The 18,855-nt window shown below is 68.4% G+C and carries 17 protein-coding genes; 12 read left to right on the top strand and 5 right to left on the bottom strand.

What is annotated here, in order from left to right; genetic code table 11:
• The 5 genes from ACTJLD_RS00005 to ACTJLD_RS00025 all read left to right on the top strand — a co-directional run.
• Positions 1–534: amidohydrolase family protein (locus ACTJLD_RS00005; protein ID WP_440657607.1), on the top strand; the 534-nt coding region annotated here is incomplete at its 5' end.
• A 1-nt stretch (position 535) separates the two neighbouring features.
• Entirely contained in the window at positions 536–988 is a 453-nt protein-coding gene (locus ACTJLD_RS00010; protein WP_060206430.1) for a DoxX family protein, read from the top strand.
• Between the two features lie 25 nt (positions 989–1,013).
• Positions 1,014–1,928, top strand: a complete 915-nt coding sequence (locus ACTJLD_RS00015; protein WP_060173001.1) for a hypothetical protein — start codon at positions 1,014–1,016, stop codon at positions 1,926–1,928.
• Entirely contained in the window at positions 1,925–2,620 is a 696-nt protein-coding gene (locus ACTJLD_RS00020) for a YoaK family protein (protein WP_027787764.1), read from the top strand. The genes ACTJLD_RS00015 and ACTJLD_RS00020 overlap by 4 nt, the downstream gene beginning before the upstream one ends.
• A 17-nt stretch (positions 2,621–2,637) precedes the next feature.
• Positions 2,638–4,176 carry an alginate export family protein gene (locus ACTJLD_RS00025; protein ID WP_416359902.1) on the top strand — a complete coding sequence of 513 codons (1,539 nt, stop codon included), beginning with the start codon at positions 2,638–2,640 and terminating at the stop codon, positions 4,174–4,176.
• Positions 4,177–4,271: 95 nt separating this feature from the next.
• Here the strand turns inward: ACTJLD_RS00025 and ACTJLD_RS00030 are convergent, their stop codons facing one another.
• Positions 4,272–5,858, bottom strand: coding sequence for an acid phosphatase (locus ACTJLD_RS00030; RefSeq protein WP_027787762.1), 1,587 nt, complete (start codon positions 5,856–5,858; stop codon positions 4,272–4,274).
• A gap of 224 nt (positions 5,859–6,082) precedes the next feature.
• Between ACTJLD_RS00030 and ACTJLD_RS00035 the strand changes: the two genes are divergently transcribed.
• From ACTJLD_RS00035 to ACTJLD_RS00045, 3 genes are all read left to right on the top strand, one after another.
• A complete protein-coding gene (locus ACTJLD_RS00035) occupies positions 6,083–7,459 on the top strand; it encodes a cytochrome-c peroxidase (RefSeq protein WP_440657608.1) in 1,377 nt (458 codons plus the stop codon).
• 113 nt (positions 7,460–7,572) lie between these two features.
• Complete coding sequence (locus tag ACTJLD_RS00040; protein ID WP_060206462.1) at positions 7,573–7,959, top strand: hypothetical protein; 387 nt, start codon at positions 7,573–7,575, stop codon at positions 7,957–7,959.
• Between the two features lie 11 nt (positions 7,960–7,970).
• Positions 7,971–8,441, top strand: a complete 471-nt coding sequence (locus ACTJLD_RS00045; RefSeq protein WP_027787759.1) for an NUDIX domain-containing protein — start codon at positions 7,971–7,973, stop codon at positions 8,439–8,441.
• A gap of 71 nt (positions 8,442–8,512) precedes the next feature.
• Here ACTJLD_RS00045 and ACTJLD_RS00050 read toward each other — a convergent pair whose 3' ends face one another.
• Entirely contained in the window at positions 8,513–8,956 is a 444-nt protein-coding gene (locus ACTJLD_RS00050) for a hypothetical protein (protein WP_440657609.1), read from the bottom strand.
• A gap of 136 nt (positions 8,957–9,092) precedes the next feature.
• Positions 9,093–10,802, bottom strand: a complete 1,710-nt coding sequence (locus ACTJLD_RS00055; protein WP_027787758.1) for a glutamine--tRNA ligase/YqeY domain fusion protein — start codon at positions 10,800–10,802, stop codon at positions 9,093–9,095.
• Positions 10,803–11,046: 244 nt separating this feature from the next.
• On the opposite strand from ACTJLD_RS00055, the gene ACTJLD_RS00060 reads away from it, so the two are divergent.
• Together ACTJLD_RS00060 and ACTJLD_RS00065 are read left to right on the top strand one after the other, a co-directional pair.
• Complete coding sequence (locus ACTJLD_RS00060; protein WP_011351716.1) at positions 11,047–11,256, top strand: ornithine acetyltransferase; 210 nt, start codon at positions 11,047–11,049, stop codon at positions 11,254–11,256.
• Between the two features lie 178 nt (positions 11,257–11,434).
• Positions 11,435–11,989: an RBBP9/YdeN family alpha/beta hydrolase gene (locus ACTJLD_RS00065; protein ID WP_175756011.1), complete on the top strand. Its 555-nt coding sequence runs from the start codon at positions 11,435–11,437 to the stop codon at positions 11,987–11,989.
• Between the two features lie 81 nt (positions 11,990–12,070).
• Here the strand turns inward: ACTJLD_RS00065 and ACTJLD_RS00070 are convergent, their stop codons facing one another.
• Positions 12,071–13,291, bottom strand: coding sequence for a CaiB/BaiF CoA transferase family protein (locus ACTJLD_RS00070; protein WP_059699011.1), 1,221 nt, complete (start codon positions 13,289–13,291; stop codon positions 12,071–12,073).
• A gap of 249 nt (positions 13,292–13,540) precedes the next feature.
• On the opposite strand from ACTJLD_RS00070, the gene alaS reads away from it, so the two are divergent.
• Positions 13,541–16,165, top strand: coding sequence for an alanine--tRNA ligase (alaS, locus tag ACTJLD_RS00075; RefSeq protein WP_059687268.1), 2,625 nt, complete (start codon positions 13,541–13,543; stop codon positions 16,163–16,165).
• Positions 16,166–16,287: 122 nt separating this feature from the next.
• Here alaS and ACTJLD_RS00080 read toward each other — a convergent pair whose 3' ends face one another.
• Entirely contained in the window at positions 16,288–17,202 is a 915-nt protein-coding gene (locus tag ACTJLD_RS00080) for a LysR family transcriptional regulator (RefSeq protein WP_027787754.1), read from the bottom strand.
• A 124-nt stretch (positions 17,203–17,326) separates the two neighbouring features.
• On the opposite strand from ACTJLD_RS00080, the gene ACTJLD_RS00085 reads away from it, so the two are divergent.
• A complete protein-coding gene (locus ACTJLD_RS00085) occupies positions 17,327–18,577 on the top strand; it encodes a YbfB/YjiJ family MFS transporter (RefSeq protein WP_440657610.1) in 1,251 nt (416 codons plus the stop codon).
• Positions 18,578–18,855 lie beyond the last annotated feature (278 nt).

The following is an 18,855-nucleotide window of genomic DNA, read 5'->3' on the forward strand; positions in this document are numbered from 1 at the left end:
TCCTGGCTCGTGACGGGCAAGACGATCGGCGGGCTGCGCATGTATCCGCAGCGCAACCTGCTCGATCGCGAGACCGCGCTGCGCATGTGGACCGAATACGTGACGTGGTTCTCGAACGAAGTCGGCAAGAAAGGGCGGATCGCGGTCGGGCAGCTGGCGGACGTGGTCGTGCCGGATCGCGACTTCTTCGCGTGCGCGGAGGACGACATCGCGGGCACGACCGCGTTGCTGACGGTGGTCGGCGGCCGGATCGTGTGGGGCGCGGGCCCGTTCGCGTCGCATGACGCGCCGATTCCGCCCGCGATGCCGGACTGGTCGCCGGTGCGCGAGTACGGCGGCTACGGCGGCTGGGGCGCGACGCAGCGCAGCGGCGCACCGTTGCAACGCGCGGCGGCGGCCGCCGCGATGTGCGGCTGCGCGAATGCGTGCAACGTGCACCAGCATGCGCACGCGAGCGCGTGGGGCAGCGCATTGCCGACGTCGGACACGAAGGGCTTCTGGGGCGCGTTCGGCTGTTCCTGCTGGGCGGTCTGACATGGCGACGACAACCGGCCGGTACAGCCCCGCGTGGATTCGTGCGCTGCTCGCGCAGCCGTGGATCGGCGCGCTGGTTCGACTTGCACTCGTGTCCGCCTTTCTGATCGGCGGGATCAACAAGGCGATGCACTTCGACGCAGCAATCGCGGAGCAGGCGCATTTCGGTTTGCACCCGCCCGCGTTGTGGGCTGCACTGGCGGTCGTCGTCGAGATCGGCGGCTCGCTGTGCATCGTGTTTCGCCGCTTCACGTGGCTCGGCGCCGGCGGCCTCGGCATGCTGACGCTCGTCGCGATGGCGGTGGCGAACGACTTCTGGAACCAGACGGGCGCCGCGCGTTTCATGGCGCTCAACAGCTTTTTCGAGCATCTCGGGCTGATCGCGGCACTCGTGCTCGCGACGCGGCTCGCCGATGCGACGTATCCGGCCGGCAACGGCCGTGCCACTCGATGACGATCAACAACAAGGACATCCAGTCATGAAATCGATTCGTTCCGCCTTGCTCGCGCTGGCGATCGCCGCCGGCCTCGTCGCGGCGCCGGCCGCGTACGCGAAGCCGCCCGTCCTGCCGGCGGCCACGCCGACGCTCGCCGTCGGGCCGCAATACGACACGACGCACGTGTACGTGGCGCCGGAGGATTTCGATCGCTTCACCGACAGCTTCGTCGCGACGTTCGGCGGCAGCAAGTCGAAGCAGGGCGTGTTCCAGGTCACGCCGACACCGAGCCAGACGATGTCGCAGCTCGTGTTCACGCCGGCCGGCACGATCTCGGTGTTCGGCTTCAAGACGCCGACTCCCTGGCCGTTCGGCGCGGAGCGCACGGGTTATCTCGTCACGGACATGGATGCGGCGATGAAGGTGGCGCGCGAGCACGGCGCGGAAGTGATCGTCGACACGTTCCCCGATCCGATCGGCCGCGATGCGGTGATCGCGTGGACGGGCGGCGTGAAGATGCAGCTCTACTGGCACACGCAGGCGCCGAAGTACGACGCACTGCAGACGATCCCCGAGAATCGCGTGTACGTGTCGCCGCAGAGCGTGCGCAAGTTCGTGCACGACTTCGTCAAGTTCTCGAACGGCAAGGTGGTCTCGGACGATCTGAAGGCGCCCGGCGTCGAGATCGGCCGCCCGAACGACACCTATCGCCGCATTCGCATCACGTCGGGCTTCGGCAAGATGACGGTGCTCGTGACGGACGGCCACCTGCCTTATCCGTACGGGCACGAGACGACGGGCTACGAGGTGCCCGATCTGGCCGCAACGCTGGAGAAAGCCAGGGCGGCCGGCGTCGACGTGCTCGTGCCGCCGTACACGGCGGACGGGCGCGACGCGGCGCTGGTCCGGTTCCCCGGCGGTTATGTCGCCGAAATCCACGCGGGTGTGGCGCGATGAAGCACGAGGATACGATTCTTGCCGCGGTGGCCGGCTTCGTCGACACGCTGAGCTTCGTCGCGCTGTTCGGGCTGTTCACCGCGCACGTGACCGGCAACTTCGTGCTGATCGGCGCGGGGGCCGCGGGGTTCGGCCAGGGCGTCCTGCTGAAGCTGAGCGTGTTTCCCGCGTTCGTGTGCGGTGTCGTCGCGAGCAGCCTGATCGCGCGCGCGTTTTCCGGGCGGCCCGCGTGGCAGGGCACGCGGGCGCTGCATGCGGTCCAGGCCGTGCTGCTGCTCGGCTTCTGCGCGGCCGGCGTGTGGGCGTCGCCCGTCACGCAATCCGACAGCCTGCCGGTGCTGCTGGCCGGCATCGTCGGCACGTTCGCGATGGGCATCCAGAACGCGCATCCGCGCGTGATCGCGCGCGCCGGCGTGCCGAACACGGTGATGACCGGCAACGTCACGCAGGCGATTCTCGACGTCGTCGACCTGCTGTCCGCCGGCACGCCCGACAGCGTGCGCACGGCGGCACGCGCGCGCTTCGCGAAGATGTGGCCGGCGATCGTCGCGTTCGCGCTCGGCGCGATGGCCGGCGCGCTGGGCTTTCGCTATCTCGGGTTCTGGGCGCTTCTGGCTCCGGCCGTCGCGCTGGCGGGACTGGCGGCCTGCGCGGGGATGTCCGCCGGCACCGCCGCGCGGGAGCATGCGTGATCGGGCGGCGCGGCGGGATGCGCGGCGGCCGCGACCGGCGAGCGGGTCGCGCGGATGCACGCGAGCGCGACCGAACGGCCGCGGCGGGCGGGCAGCATCGGGCGACGCCGCGAGCCGCTCGCCTCGACCGGCTTGCCCGCGCGTCGCTCGTCGCGGGGCTGCTGCTCGCGGGTACCGATGCGGCTCGAGCGGATGCGGAGGCCGCACCGGCCGCCGCCGATGGCGCACCCGCCGCGACCTGCACGGCCAAGCGGCCGACCGTGCTGTTCAACCGCTGGCAGGAGGACTGGTCGGTGCTCGCGAATCCGTGCGTGCCGCGCGCACCGCTCGACGGCTTGAAATATATCCCGCTCGGTAACGATCCGGCTTCCTATCTGTCGCTCGGCGTGAACCTGCGCGAGCGCCTCGAGACCAACGACGCGCCGTTGTTCGGCATCGGCTCCGCGCAATCGGATACGTACCTGATCCAGCGTGTCGAGGTGCATGCCGATGCGCATCTCGGCCAGCACTGGCAGTTCTTCGTGCAGCTGCAGGACGACCGCGCATTCGGCAAGAACACGATCTCGCCGGTCGACAGGAACCCGCTCGATCTCGAGCAGGCGTTCGCGACCTACACGGGGGCGCTCGGCGGCGGGACGTTCAAGTTCCGCGTCGGCCGTCAGGAGATGGCGTTCGACCTGCAGCGCTTCATCGCCGCGCGCGACGGCCCGAACGTGCGGCTGGCGTTCGATGCGGTGTGGGCCGACTACGAGTACCGGAAGTGGCGCTTCATCGCGTATGCGACGCAGCCGGTGCAGAACCGCACCGTGTCCGCGTTCGACGACGTGTCGAACCGCGACCTCACGTTCAGCGGCGTGCGCTTCGAGCGGCAGTCGGTCGGGCCCGGCGACCTGTCGGGCTACTGGTCGCGCTACAACCGCAGCAGCGCGCGCTTTCTCGATGCGAGCGGCGCGGAGCGCCGTGACGTGTGGGACCTGCGTTACACCGGCACGCACGGCCGCTTCGACTGGGATCTCGAAACGATGCTGCAGACGGGCACGGTCGGCAGCAGCACGATCCGCGCGTGGGCGGTCGGCTCGATCGCCGGCTACCGGCTCGACGCGCCGTGGTCGCCGCGCATCGCGCTGCAGGTCGATGCGGCGTCGGGCGACCGGCATCCGCACGACGGCCGTGTCGAGACCTTCAATCCGCTGTTTCCGAACGGCTATTACTTCACGCTCGCCGGCTTCACCGGGTATTCGAACCTGATCCACGTGAAGCCGTCGGTGACGCTGAAGCCGTCGCCGAACCTGTCGCTGCTCGGTGCGCTCGGTTTCCAGTGGCGCGAGACGACCGGCGATGCGGTCTACCAGCAGGGCAACGCGGTGGTGCCGGGCACGGCAGGCAAGGGCGGGTCGTGGACGGGGATGTACGTGCAGCTGCGTGCCGACTGGACGATCGCCGCGAACCTGATCGGTGCGGTCGAGGCCGTGCATTTCCAGGTCGGCGATGCGATCCGCGAGGCAGGCGGGCACAACGCCGACTATGTCGGGGTCGAGCTGAAGTACGGCTGGTGACGCGCGCGCACCGATGAAAAAAGGGCGGCCGGGAGGCCGCCCTTCGTGCCTTCGGGCCGGCGATGACACCGGCCCGCCTGTCTGTCGCGATGCCGTTACAGGTTCGGCGACAGTTGCAGCGCGTTCGTCAGGTCGCCCATCGGCTGCCCGCCGTTGGCCTTCAGCGCGTCGTCGCGCTGTTGCAGGCCGGCGAGGCGCGGCAGCGAGAAGCGGCGCGTGATGAAGCGCAGGATCGACGCGGTGTCGTACTGCGTGTGGTCGACGAAACCCTTCTTCGAGAACGGCGACACGATCAGCGCCGGAATGCGCGTGCCCGGGCCCCAGCGGTCGCCCTTCGGCGGCGACACGTGATCCCAGAAGCCGCCGTTTTCGTCGTACGTGACGACCACGACCATGTTCTTCCACTGCGGGCTCGCCTGCAGGTGCGCGAGCACGTTCGCGATGTGCTGGTCGCCGCTCGCGACGTCCGTGTAACCCGGGTGCTCGTTCAGGTTGCCCTGCGGCTTGTAGAACGCGACCTGCGGCAGCGTGCCCGCGTCGATCGCCTTGATGAACTCGCTGCCGTCGGTGCCGCCGTCGAGCAAGTGCTGCGCGCGGCTCGTGCTGCCCGGCGCCTGGTTCGCGTAGTAGTTGAACGGCTGGTGGTGCGGCTGGAAGTTCGGCGCCGTCATGTTCGGGCCGTAGATCACGTTCGCCGTGCCGCTTTGCGCGGCCTGCAGTGCCTGGTTCCACGCACCGCCGTACCACGCCCACGACACGCCCGCGTTGGTCAGCAGGTCGCCGATGTTCTGTTGCGACTGCGGCGGCAGCGTCGTCGCGGCCGACGGGTCGGCGAGGTTCGGATCGCCGCCCGACGCCGCCTTGTTGCCGCTCGGCTGGTACGGCGGCTGCATCGTGTTGATCGCGTAGAAGTCCGGCGTCAGGTTGCCCGAGTTCACGAACTTCGGCGCGCCGTCGAGCGCGGAAGCGGGCGAGTTGCTCGCGAGCTGCAGCGACTTGCCGTCGGCGGCGACGGCCGAGATCGAACCGGCGGCCGGGCTCTTGTCCGCGTTCGCGTAGAACGGCGCGCACGCGCAGATCAGGTACTGGTGGTTCAGGAACGAGCCGCCGAACGCGCCCATGAAGAAGTTGTCGGCCAGCGTGAACTGCTGCGCGATCTTCCACAGCGGCAGCTTCGTCGCGTCGGGCGTGTAGTGGCCCATCACGAGGCCGCCCGAGTCGGCCCATGCGGCGAACATGTCGTTCTTGCCGCCGTTGATCTGCATCTGGTTCTCGTAGAAGCGGTGATACAGGTCGCGCGTCGTCACGCTCATCGGCGTGTTGAAGCCGTTCGGGTCGTCGATCGCGAACGGCGCGTTCGGCAGGTTCGCCGTCATCGCCTCGGTCACGGCCGGCGTCACGCCCTTCGCGGTCAGGCCGCCCCAGGCCTTCGGCAGCGTCGCGAGCGGCTGGCCGTTGCGGTCCTTCTGCTGCGCGCTGGCCGCGGTCACGTTCTGCAGGCCGTTCGCGCCGGGGAAATTGCCGTACAGGTTGTCGAAGCTGCGGTTTTCCGCGTAGATCACGACGACGTTCTTGACCGTCGACAGGCCCTGCTGCTGCACGTCGTCGCCGCCGCAGGCGGTGAGGGCGGCGGCCGCGGCAACGGCGATCGGTGTAAAGCGAATCCAGGCGTGGTTTTTCATCCGTTGTACTCTCTATCTCTCTCTTGTCGCGTGGGGAACCGGCGCATTCGTGTACCGCCGGTTCGCGAGGTGACCGTGGCATGTCCGGCTTCACGCATTTTGAGGGTGCGATTTGACAGGCGGGTGTAGGCGTCCTTTCGATTGGCTGTCGACGAGTCGTCATGCAACGGTCATGCGGCTGACATAAACTCCGGCCGCTCCTGAACCTACTTTCCGACGAATCGATGAAGCCTCGCCAACCGACAGCCGGCGCGTTCGCGCGTTCGTGGCTGCATCTCGCCGGCGCATTCGCGCTGGCCGCCACGCTCGTCACCGTTGCCGGCTGTGACGGACAGCCCGGTGCCGGTGCGCCGTCCGCACAGGCCGCGAGTGCGCCGGGCGGCGCGCACCCCGTTGCGTCCGCAACGGTTGCCGCGAGCGGCGCCGTGGTCGCGACGAACCAGCCGCAGACACGGGCACAAGTTTACGAAGGCGTGCGCCGGATGACGGCGCTCGGCAAGCAACTTTTCTTCGACCCTACGCTGTCAGGTTCCGGCAAGCTCGCGTGCGCGTCGTGCCACAGCCCCGATCACGCATTCGGGCCGCCCAATGCGCTGGACGTGCAGTTCGGCGGCGACGACATGAAGCATCCGGGCTTTCGTGCGGTGCCGTCGCTCAAGTACCTGCAGGGCGTGCCGCAGTTCACCGAGCACTTCCACGATTCCGACGACGAAGGCGACGAGAGCGTCGATGCGGGCCCGACGGGCGGCCTCACGTGGGACGGCCGCGTCGACACGGGCGCCGAGCAGGCGCGCATTCCGCTCACGTCGCCGTTCGAGATGAACAGCTCGCCGGCAAGGGTCGCGCAGGCCGTGAAGGCCGCACCGTACGCGGAGGAGTTCCGCGCGGTGTTCGGCGTGAAGGTGCTCGACGACGATGCGGCCACGTTCAAGGCCGTGCTGCGCGCGCTCGAGACGTTCGAGCAGACGCCCGAGCTGTTCTCGCCGTACACGAGCAAGTACGACGCATATCTCGCGGGCCATGCGCAGCTCACGCCGGCCGAAATGCGCGGCCTGCAGTTGTTCAACGACGAGAAGAAGGGCAACTGCGCGAGCTGCCACATCAGCCAGCGCGCACTCGACGGCACGCCGCCGCAGTTCAGCGATTTCGGGCTGATCGCGATCGCGGTACCGCGCAATCGCGCGCTGCCCGTCAATCGCGACCCGCGCTTCCACGACCTCGGCGCGTGCGGCCCCGAGCGTACCGACCTGAAGGGCCGCGACGAATTCTGCGGGTTGTTCCGCACGCCGTCGCTGCGCAACGTCGCGCTGCGCAAGACGTTCTTCCACAACGGCGTCTATCACACGCTCGAGGACGTGATGCGCTTCTACGTCGAGCGCGACATTCATCCGGAGAAGTTCTATCCGGTCGTGCACGGCAAGGTGCAGATCTATGACGACCTGCCGAAACGCTACTGGCCGAACATCAACCGCGAGGCGCCGTTCGACCGCAAGCGCGGCGAGCAGCCGGCGCTGAACGCGGCCGAGATCAAGGACGTGATCGCCTTCCTCGGCACGCTGACTGACGGATATCAGCAAGCGGCCGTGCCGGCCGGCCACTAGAAGGCGGTGCGGACGGCACGCATGCTATCCTCGCTCGCTGACAGGCGCAGTGTGCGTGCCAGTTCGCCGGCATGCGCGGTGCGCCGTTCGATCGAACATCCAAGGAGAACAACATGTCGATGCGTGCATCCCTTTCCGTCGTCACGCGTGTGCTGGCCGGCGCCGCGTGCGCAGCCGCGATGCTGCCCGCCCATGCGCAGAACAACCTGAATTTCCTGAACGACACGCCGCTCAGCTACTTCAGCAAGGCCGACCGCGCGTCGCTCGCGAAGGCCGCCGCGCAGGTGCGCGACGAAGGCAAGGACGGCGAGACCACGGCGTGGCAGAGCAGCGGCCGCGGCACGCAGATCGATGCGAAGCTCACGCCGACCACGACCGAGACGGACGGCAAGACCTGCCGTGAAATCGCCACCGAAATCACCGCGAAGGGCCAGACGATGACGCTCAAGCCCGTCTATTGCAAGACCGACGCGGGCAAGTGGCAGTTGCAGAAGCGCTGAGCACGCGCGTGATGAAGCGGGGCGACGCGCCGCGCACGGTGTCGTGCGGCGTCGTGATCCTCGATGCGGCCGGCCGCGTGTTCCTCGCGCATGCGACGGACACCACGCACTGGGACATCCCGAAGGGACAGGGCGAGCCGGGCGAATCGCCGGCCGACGCCGCGCTGCGCGAACTGCTCGAGGAAACCGGCATCGCGCTGGCGCCGGCCCGGTTGCTCGATCTCGGCCGCTTTGCGTACCGGCACGACAAGGATCTGCACCTGTTCGCGGTGCAGGTGGCCGAAGGCGAGATCGATCCCGCGCAGTGCACGTGCACGTCGCTGTTTCCGAGCCGCCGCGACGGCTCGATGATTCCCGAGATGGATGCGTATCGCTGGACCGTGCCGGCCGACATCGACGCGTATGCGAGCCGCAGCCTCGCGCGGCTGTTTCGCACGAAGCTGTCGCTGGTGGATCTGCATCGGCGGTTGACGGGCGCGTAACCCCGGCATGCAATAAAAAAACCGGCGCAAGCCGGTTTTTTTCATGGTTCGTCCGATTCGCCGCCGGCGAGTCAGGTCAGCCATCGATCGGTGTCGCGATGCTGGTCGAGGCCGATCGCTTCGAATTCGTCGAACGCGTCGCCCCTGGCGACGCCGAGTTCGCGAAGCGCTTCGTTGATCGCATGGTCCGACACGACGAGCGGGCCGCTCGCGCGGCCATCCGCGAAGCGCGCATGCGCCTGGGTGCCGCTGCCGCCGAAAAATTCGGCTTCGACATAGGCCAGTGCAGCGTGCGCGCTCAACTGTTCGCACAGCAACAGAAGTGCCGGCGGCAGCACCGTGTCGTCCCCGTCGGTCAACGGGCAGAACGGGATGGCGTGAGCGTTCCGGAACGCGGTGTCGAGCGGGATCATGTCGATGTCGCCGCGCAGGCGGACGACGCGCAGCCCCCGCGGCAGCGGCGCGGACGCAAATGCGCCGGATCTGGCGACGATGGCCTGCAGCGAATAGGGCATGACGACGGTTCCTGGCGTGGCATTCGGGGCCGGCTGCCCCGGCGAGCGGCCGGTCGGGCTGCGCATCGGCGCAGCCGTTGTCGTGCATGACGAACGGGTCAGGCGCGGGCGACCGGCGCCGCGCCTGTCCGATCCGTCAGGCCGGCTTGCCCCAGCTGTCGCGCAGCCCGACGATCCGGTTGAACACGGGCTTGCCCGGCTTCGAATCGACACGATCGGCCACGAAGTAGCCGTGACGCTCGAACTGCACGCGCGTTTCCGGCGCGATGTCGCTGTTGCCCGGCTCGACGTATGCCTGGACGATCTTCTTCGAATCCGGATTCAGCGCCTCGAGGAAGTTCGCGCCGCCCGCGTCCGGATGCGGCTCCTTGAACAGGCGGTCGTAGATCCGCACTTCGGCCGGCTGCGCATGCTTCGCGCTGACCCAGTGGATGTTGCCCTTGACCTTGTAGTTGTTCGCGCCTTCGGTGCCCGACTTGCTGTCCGGGAAGTAGTTGCAGTGCACGGCCGTCACGTTGCCGTCGGCGTCCTTGTCGAAGCCCGTGCACTCGATCACGTAGCCGTAGCGCAGGCGCACCTTGTTGCCCGGGAACAGGCGGAAATAGCCCTTCGGCGGGTTCTCGACGAAATCCTCGCGCTCGATCCACAGCTCGCGCGAGATCGGGAACGTGCGCACGCCGCGATCCGGATGGTGCGGATGCACGGGCGCCGTGCACGCTTCCTCGAGGTCTTCCGGGTAGTTGTCGATCACGAGCTTCAGCGGATCGAGCACGGCGACCGTGCGCGCTGCCTTGTCGTCGAGGTCGTCGCGCAGCGCGCCTTCGAAGATGCTCATGTCGATCCACGAATCGATCTTCGTCACGCCGATCCGCTCGCAGAACAGGTGGATGCTCTCCGGCGTGAAGCCGCGGCGGCGCACGCCGACGATCGTCGGCATCCGCGGATCGTCCCAGCCGTCGACGTGGCCTTCGGTGACGAGCTGCAGCAGCTTGCGCTTGCTGGTGATCGCGTACGTGAGGTTCAGCCGCGAGAATTCGATCTGTTGCGGCAGCGGGCGCGTGAACATGCCGGCTTCCGCGAGTTCGTTCAGCACCCAGTCGTACAGCGGGCGGTGATCCTCGAATTCGAGCGTGCACAGCGAATGCGTGATGCCTTCGAGCGCATCCGAGATGCAGTGCGTGTAGTCGTACATCGGGTACACGCACCACGCGTCGCCGGTGCGGTAGTGGTGCGCGTAGCGGATCCGGTAGATCACCGGGTCGCGCATGTTCATGTTCGGCGAAGCCATGTCGATCTTCGCGCGCAGCACGTGCTCGCCTTCCTTGAACTCGCCGGCCTTCATGCGGCGGAACAGGTCGAGGTTTTCTTCCGGCGTGCGGTCGCGGAACGGCGACGGCTTGCCGCCTTCGGTCAGCGAGCCGCGGTTCGCGCGCATTTCTTCCGCGCTCTGGCTGTCGACGTACGCCTTGCCGCGCTGGATCAGCAGCTCGGCGAATTCGTACAGCTTGTCGTAGTAGTCGCTCGCGAAGTACTGGTGATCGACAGCGTCCTTGCGCCAGTCGAAGCCGAGCCAGCGCACCGCGTCGACGATCGAGTCGACGTACTCGACGCTTTCCTTTTCCGGGTTCGTATCGTCGAAGCGCAGGTGGCACACGCCGCCGTAGTCGCGTGCGACGCTGAAGTTCAGGCAGATGCTCTTGGCGTGGCCGATGTGCAGGTAGCCGTTCGGCTCGGGCGGGAAGCGTGTTTCGACGCGGCCGCCCCATTTGCCGGTGCGGTTGTCGTCGTCGATGATGTTGCGGATGAAATTGGAAGCCGCGGGGGCGTCGTTGCGTTCGGTGCTCATGCGGATGGCGTCAGGTTGTGTCGGCGCGTCGCGCCGGTTTAATCCCGTGATTCTACCTGACCGGGGTCCGTCCCGCGCGGCTGGCGGCGCGGCAGGCACGGGTTTCGACGGATTATCTCGATATTGTGTCGGCTGTAACACGACGTAAATCGGATTGCCCGGGCCGTTTGGCGTTGCCTATGATGGCTTCACCGATTCGATACCGCCGTTCGCATAACCGCGCGGCGAGAGGACACCAACAATCATGATGAAGAAGACCACGTTTATCGTTCGTACCGCCGTGATCGTCGCGGCCCTGTCGCAACTCGGCGCGTGCGCCATGACGCATACGCAGCGCAATGCCGGCATCGGCGCGGCCGCGGGCGGCGCGCTCGGTTACCTGGTGACGGGCGGCCCGCTCGGCACGGTCGCCGGCGCCGCGGCGGGCGGTATCGTCGGCGCGAACGTGCGCTGATCGATGACATGACGCGAGCCGCGTGCAACGCGGCTCGTCGTCCGGTCGCGACGCCGTCCCGCACGCGTCCCGGCCCCTTGCACATCCTTCCGGTTTCAGACAGGCAGCATCAGGGAGGAACGGGTGTGCGACACTGCGTCGACGCCATATAACGATTTCACCCGTCGACGCACCTTCCATGAGCTCATTTCCCGTTCTCGTCCTGCCGGGTTACGCCAATTCGGGCCCGCTTCACTGGCAGAGCCGCTGGGAGCGTGCCGATGCACGTTTCTCGCGCGTCGCGATGCCCGACTGGGACCGTGCGTTCCGCAACGGCTGGTGTCTCGCGCTCGATCGCGCGGTCGAAGCCGCGCCCGGGCCGGTGCTGATCGCCGGCCACAGTCTCGGCACGCTTACCACCGCGTGGTGGGCGACCCGCTATGCGCGCCCGGCCGCGCTCGCGAAGGTGCGCGGCGCGCTGCTCGTCGCGCTGCCGGACCCGGGCGGCCCTGCGTTTCCGGCCGATGCGCACGGCTTCGGGCCCGTGCCGCTCGAACGGCTGCCGTTTCCGACCTGCGTCGTCGCCAGCAGCGACGATCCGTACGGCTCGCCCGCGTTCGCGCGCGGTTGCGCGAACGCATGGGGCAGCGCTTTCCACGATATCGGCCCGCGTGGCCACATCAATGCGGACAGCGGGCTCGGCGACTGGCCCGAGGCGCGCGGCTGGCTCGACGCGCTCGCCCGCCGCGGCTGACGGCGGGCGGCGGGGCGGCCGCGGCCTGCCCGCCGGCGCCCGCGCCGGGCGCCGTGCCCGGATCGCTTCTCGGATCGCCTCTCAGATCGCCTGTTTAGCGCGCAGCCGGGCGATCTTCGCGTCGTCGTAGCCGAGCATGTCGCGCAGCACGTCGTCGGTCTGTGCGCCGAGCAGCGGCGGGGCGGTACGCGCGTCGGGCGGCGTCACGCTCATCCGGATCGGGTTGCGCACGAGCTTCGCGTCCGCGCCGCTCGGATGCGGCAGCGACACCTGCATCCCGCGCGCGACGACCTGCTCGTTGTCGAACACCTCGTCGAGATCGTTGATCGGCCCGCACGGCACGCCGGCCGCTTCGAGCGCGTCGATCCAGTCGGCCTTGCCGCGCGCCTTCACCATTTCCGCGAGGATCGGCACCAGCGTGTCGCGGTGGCGCACGCGCGACGGATTCGTCGCGAAGCGCTCGTCGTCGGCCAGCTCGGGCCGGCCGCCCGCCTCGACGAACTTGCGGAACTGCCCGTCGTTGCCGACCGCGACGATGATCCACCCGTCGCTCGTCTGGAACGTCTGGTACGGCACGATGTTCGGATGCGCGTTGCCCCAGCGCACCGGCGGCTTGCCGCTTGCGAGGAAGTTGGTGTTCATGTTCGCGAGCAGCGCGACCTGCACGTCGAGCAGCGCCATGTCGATGTACTGGCCTTCGCCCGTCCGGTCGCGGTGGGTGAGGGCGGCGAGCACCGCGATCGTCGAGTAGAGGCCGGTCGCGAGGTCGGCGATCGCGACGCCGGCCTTCTGCGGGCCGCCGCCCGGCTCGCCGTCGCGCTCGCCGGTGATGCTCATGAAGCCGCCGATCCCCTGGACGATGAAGTCGTAGCCGGCACGATGCGCGTACGGGCCCGTCTGGCCGAAGCCGGTGACCGAGCAGTAGACGAGGTCGGGCTTCACCGCGCGCAGCGATTCGTAATCGAGCCCGTATTTCTTCAACTGGCCGACCTTGTAGTTCTCGAGCACGACGTCGCTTTGCGCGGCGAGTTCGCGCACGATCTGCTGGCCCTCGGGTGTGGCGATGTCGACCGTCACCGAGCGCTTGTTGCGGTTCGCCGCCAGGTAGTACGCGGCCTCGGCGGTATCCGCGCCGTCCGCGTCCTTCAGGTACGGCGGCCCCCAGTGGCGCGTGTCGTCGCCGGCGCCCGGGCGCTCGACCTTGATCACGTCCGCGCCGAAATCGGCAAGCGTCTGCGCGCACCACGGGCCCGCGAGCACGCGGGTGAGGTCCAGCACGCGGATATGGCTCAGGGCACCCATCGTCGAATCGTCTCCTTTCATGGCTGGCCTTGGCGGGCAAGGCGAATTGGCATGCCGAGCATCTTAAGGCGAATCGGCCGTCCGGGTGGCCCAGCTGGGCCGTCCGGATGGCCGAGCCGCTTTGCTGGCGCTTTGCCCGGAAGCCGGCCCCGATCCCGTATAATCGACCGTTTCCGAATCCATGCCGCCGCGCGCCGCCCAAGGGCGCCGGCGTTTGAAGCCGTCTTTGCCAGACTGTCCCCGCACGCCATGAAAGCTGCCGAAATCCGCGAGAAATTTCTCAAATTCTTCGAATCGAAGGGCCACACGATCGTCCGCTCGTCGAGCCTCGTGCCCGGTAACGACCCCACGCTGATGTTCACGAACTCGGGCATGGTCCAGTTCAAGGACGTGTTCCTCGGCACGGACCCGCGTCCGTATTCGCGCGCCACGACGGCGCAGCGCAGCGTGCGCGCGGGCGGCAAGCACAACGACCTCGAGAACGTCGGCTACACGGCGCGCCACCACACGTTCTTCGAGATGCTCGGCAACTTCTCGTTCGGCGACTACTTCAAGCACGACGCGATCAAGTTCGCGTGGGAACTGCTGACCACGGTCTACCAGCTGCCGAAGGACAAGCTGTGGGTCACCGTGTACCAGGAAGACGACGAAGCCTACGACATCTGGGCGAAGGAAGTCGGCGTGCCGACCGAGCGCATCATCCGCATCGGCGACAACAAGGGCGCGCGCTACGCGTCGGACAACTTCTGGACGATGGGCGACACCGGCCCGTGCGGCCCGTGTACCGAAATCTTCTACGACCACGGCCCGGACGTGTGGGGTGGCCCGCCGGGGTCGCCTGAAGAAGACGGCGACCGCTACATCGAGATCTGGAACCTCGTGTTCATGCAGTTCAACCGCGACGCGCAGGGCAACATGACGCGCCTGCCGAAGCAGTCGGTCGACACCGGCATGGGCCTCGAGCGTCTCGCCGCGGTGCTGCAGCACGTGCACAGCAATTACGAGATCGACCTGTTCCAGAACCTGATCAAGGCCGCCGCGCGCGTGACCGAGATCAGCGACCTCACGAACAACTCGCTGAAGGTGATCGCCGATCACATCCGCGCATGCTCGTTCCTGATCGTCGACGGCGTGATCCCCGGCAACGAAGGCCGCGGCTACGTGCTGCGCCGCATCGTGCGCCGCGCGATCCGCCACGGCTACAAGCTCGGCCGCAAGGGCGCGTTCTTCCACAAGCTGGTGGCCGACCTCGTCGCCGAGATGGGCGTCGCGTATCCGGAGCTGAAGGAAGCCGAGCAGCGCGTGACCGACGTGCTGCGCCAGGAAGAAGAGCGCTTCTTCGAGACGATCGAGCACGGCATGTCGATCCTCGAAGCGGCGCTGGCCGACGTCGAGGCGAAGGGCGGCAAGGTGCTCGACGGCGAGCTCGCGTTCAAGCTGCACGACACGTACGGCTTCCCGCTCGACCTCACGGCCGACGTGTGCCGCGAGCGCGGGATGACGGTCGACGAGCCGGCATTTGACGACGCGATGGCGCGCCAGCGCGAGCAGGCGCGCGCGGCCGGCAAGTTCAAGGCCACGCAGGGCCTCGAATACACGGGCGCGAAGACCACGTTCCACGGGTACGAGGAAATCGCGTTCGACGACGCGAAGGTCGTCGCGCTGTACGTCGACGGTTCGTCGGTCAACGAAGTGAAGACCGGCCAGGACGCGGTCGTCGTGCTCGACCACACGCCGTTCTATGCGGAATCGGGCGGCCAGGTCGGCGACCAGGGCGTGCTCGCGAACGCCGCGACGCGCTTCGCGGTGGCTGACACGCTGAAGGTGCAGGCCGACGTGATCGGCCACCACGGCACGCTGGAGCAGGGCACGCTGAAGGTCGGCGACGTGCTGCGCGCGGAGATCGACGCGCACCGTCGTGCACGCACGCAGCGCAACCACTCGGCCACCCACCTGATGCACAAGGCGCTGCGCGAAGTGCTCGGCGCGCACGTGCAGCAGAAGGGTTCGCTGGTCGACGCGGAAAAGACCCGTTTCGACTTCGCGCACAACGCGCCGATGACCGACGACGAAATCCGTCGCGTCGAGCAGATCGTCAACAACGAAATCCTGGCCAACGCGCCGGGCATCGTGCGCGTGATGCCGTACGACGAAGCTGTGAAGGGCGGCGCGATGGCGCTGTTCGGCGAGAAGTACGGCGATGAAGTGCGCGTGCTCGACCTCGGCTTCTCGCGCGAACTGTGCGGCGGCACGCACGTGAGCCGCAGCGGCGACATCGGCTTCTTCAAGATTGTCGTCGAAGGCGGCGTCGCGGCCGGCATCCGCCGTGTCGAGGCGATCACCGGCGACAACGCGCTGCGCTACGTGCAGGAGCTCGACGCGCGTGTGAACGAAGCGGCAGCGGCGCTGAAGGCGCAGCCGTCGGAACTGACGCAGCGTATCGCGCAGGTGCAGGACCAGGTGAAGTCGCTCGAGAAGGAGCTGGGCGCGCTGAAGTCGAAGCTCGCATCGAGCCAGGGCGACGAGCTCGCGCAGCAGGCCGTCGAAATCGGCGGCGTGTACGTGCTGGCCGCGACGCTCGACGGCGCGGACGCGAAGACGCTGCGCGAAACGGTCGACAAGCTGAAGGACAAGCTGAAGAGCGCGGCGATCGTGCTGGCGGCCGTCGAAGGCGGCAAGGTCAGCCTGATCGCGGGCGTCACGCCGGATGCGAGCAAGAAGGTCAAGGCCGGTGAGCTCGTGAACTTCGTCGCGCAGCAGGTCGGCGGCAAGGGCGGCGGCCGCCCGGACATGGCGCAGGCGGGCGGCACCGAGCCGGCGAACCTGCCCGGCGCGCTGGCCGGCGTGAAGGGCTGGGTCGAAGAGCGGCTCTGATCGTCACGACCGATGCGATGCCGTCTCGTTGAAGGCGGCGTCGCTCGACATGAAAAACGGCCCGACCGGTTGATACCGGTCGGGCCGTTTGTTTGTGCGCGGTGGAAGCGGGGGCCGGCGGTTCAGACCGGCACGGCCACCGGCGGCTTCGCCGCGCCATCCGGCTGCCGTGCGGCTTCGGTGAGCGCATCGCGCAACGCGGCCAACGCCGCCGACGCATAACCCTGCCGCCACGCGAGCAGCGTGTCGATGCCCTCCAGCTCGGGGATCACGTGCGCGGCGATGTTGCCGGTCTCGGGCTGCAGGTCGAGCACCGACCGCGGCGCGACCGCGACGCCGGCACCTGCCGCGACACACGCGACGATCGCATGATACGAGCCGAGTTCGAGCACGCGCGCCGGCTTGACGCCGTGCGCCGCGTACCACTGTTCGACGTACTTGCGATACGTGCAGCCGCGCTCGAATGCGATCAGCGTCGGCAGGATCACGTCGCGCGGCGTGCGCACCGGCGGATGGCCGCGCGGCGTGAGCAGCACCAGATCCTCGCGGAAGACCGGCACGGTCTCGAACGTGTCGGGCAGCGTGTCGGGTGCCGGCGGGCGCGCGAACAGCGCGGCGTCGATCTCGAAGTCGCGCACGCGCTCGATCAGCCAGCCCGTCGTGCCCGTCACCAGTTCGAGCGACACGTCGGGCCACGCGTGGTGATAGCGCGCGAGCACGGTCGGCAGCCGGCTCGCGGCCGTGCTCTCCATCGTGCCGAGCCGCAGCCGCCCGCGCGGCGTGTCCTCGCGCACCGCGTCGCGCGCCTCGTCGGCGAGCGCGAGCAGGCGCTCCGCATACGGCAGCAGCGTGTGCCCGGCCGGCGTCAGCACGAGCCGGCGGCCGTCGCGCACGAACAGCGCCGCGCCGAGTTCCTCCTCGAGCTGCTTGATGCGCGTCGTGACGTTCGACTGCACGCGATTGAGCTTGGCCGCCGCGCGCGTCACGCCGTTCTCGCGCACCACGGCCCGGAATATCGCCAGCGCCGCCAGATCCATGATTCTCTCCGAGCGATGAATGGATTCTCAATTATTCATTTTTCGAGAACGTTTGGTCAAGCTACGATGGAAACGTTCCGATTTCCGATCCGGCCGGCGCGTTTCGCGCGCGGCCCATGCCGCCATGTCCCGTTCCGATGCCCCGAGCGCCGCCGCCGGCGTACAGCTGCCCGATGATGCCGACGCCGACCGCCGCGCCCGCGCGGCCGCGCTCGCCTGCATGATCGGGCTCGCGGTCGCGCTCGGCGTCGGCCGCTTCGCGTTCACGCCGCTGCTGCCGCTGATGCTCGCCGACGGCTCGATCAGTCTGAAGGCCGGCAGTTGGCTCGCGTCGGCGAACTACGCGGGCTATTTCGTCGGTGCGGTCAGCTGCGCGGCGGTGCGCGCCGCGCCCGCACGGATGGTGCGCATCGGGCTTGCCGCCACCGTGCTGCTGACCGCCGCGATGGGCGTCGGCCATCTGTTGCCGGTGTGGCTCGTGGTGCGCTTCGTCGCGGGCGTCGTCAGCGCCTGGACGTTCGTGTTCGTGTCGCAATGGGGGCTGCGGCGGCTGGCCGAACTGCACGCGCCCGAGTGGAGCGGGGTGATCTACGCGGGGCCCGGCGTGGGCATCGTGGTGACGGGGCTGATCGGCAGCGCGCTGGCCGGCCAGCGCGCGGCGCCCGGCTGGCTCGGTTTCGCGGCGCTGTCGGCCGTGCTGTCGATTGCGATCTGGCGCACGTTCGGCAGTGCGCCGGTGTCGGCAGCCGTGCCGACGGCCGAGCCTGCCCGGCATGCGGCGACGGTCGCGGCACCGCACGACGCGCGGCGCCATCGGGTCGACGCTGCGTGGCTCGTCGTGCTGTACGGGATGCCGGGCTTCGGCTACATCATCACCGCGACGTTCCTGCCGGTGATCGCGCGTGCCGCGCTGCCGGCCGGCTCGCCGTGGCCCGACCTGTTCTGGCCGATGTTCGGCGCGGCGCTGATCGTCGGCGCGATCGCCGCTTCGCGATTGCCCGGCCACTGGGACAACCGGCTGCTGCTCGCCGCCGGCTGCGCGACTCAGGCGCTCGGGATCGCGGCGGGGATCGTGTGGCCGAACGCGGCCGGCTTCTCGGTCGGCAGCGCGCTGCTCGGCCTGCCGTTCACCGCGATCACGCTGTTCGCGATGCGCGAGGCGCGGCGGCTCCACGGAGAACGCGCGGCCGGGCTGATGGGTTATGCGACCGCGTCGTACGGGGTCGGGCAGATCCTGGGGCCGCTCGTCGCGGCGCCGCTGGTTGCGCGGTACGCGTCGTTCACGCCGGTGCTCTGGCTCGCGGCCGCGGTGCTGCTGGCCGGAGCCGCGGGCTTTGCGACGATCGCCGTCGCACGCCGGCATCGCACGGGATAAATGAATAGGATTGCGATGTTTCAGCTCGCGAAGGCTGATACACGTCTCTAATTGAACGAAAAATGCCGCGCTAATTTCGTACGTGCCCTACATACACGCGGACTATCGATCGGTAGCATGCCCCGAATTATTTGATTGCCGGCGAGTATCCGGCAACTCGATTCAGGGTGCCGCGACGCATGTGGGTAGAACCAATCAGAATCGTCGTCCGTTGTCGTGACGACATCGACCGTTTTCCGGCGGCGGGCCTTCGCGCTGCCGATGAGTATGCCGGGGTG

It is taken from the genome of Burkholderia sp. 22088 (assembly GCF_052045915.1).
In the GTDB taxonomy this organism is placed as follows: domain Bacteria; phylum Pseudomonadota; class Gammaproteobacteria; order Burkholderiales; family Burkholderiaceae; genus Burkholderia; species Burkholderia cepacia.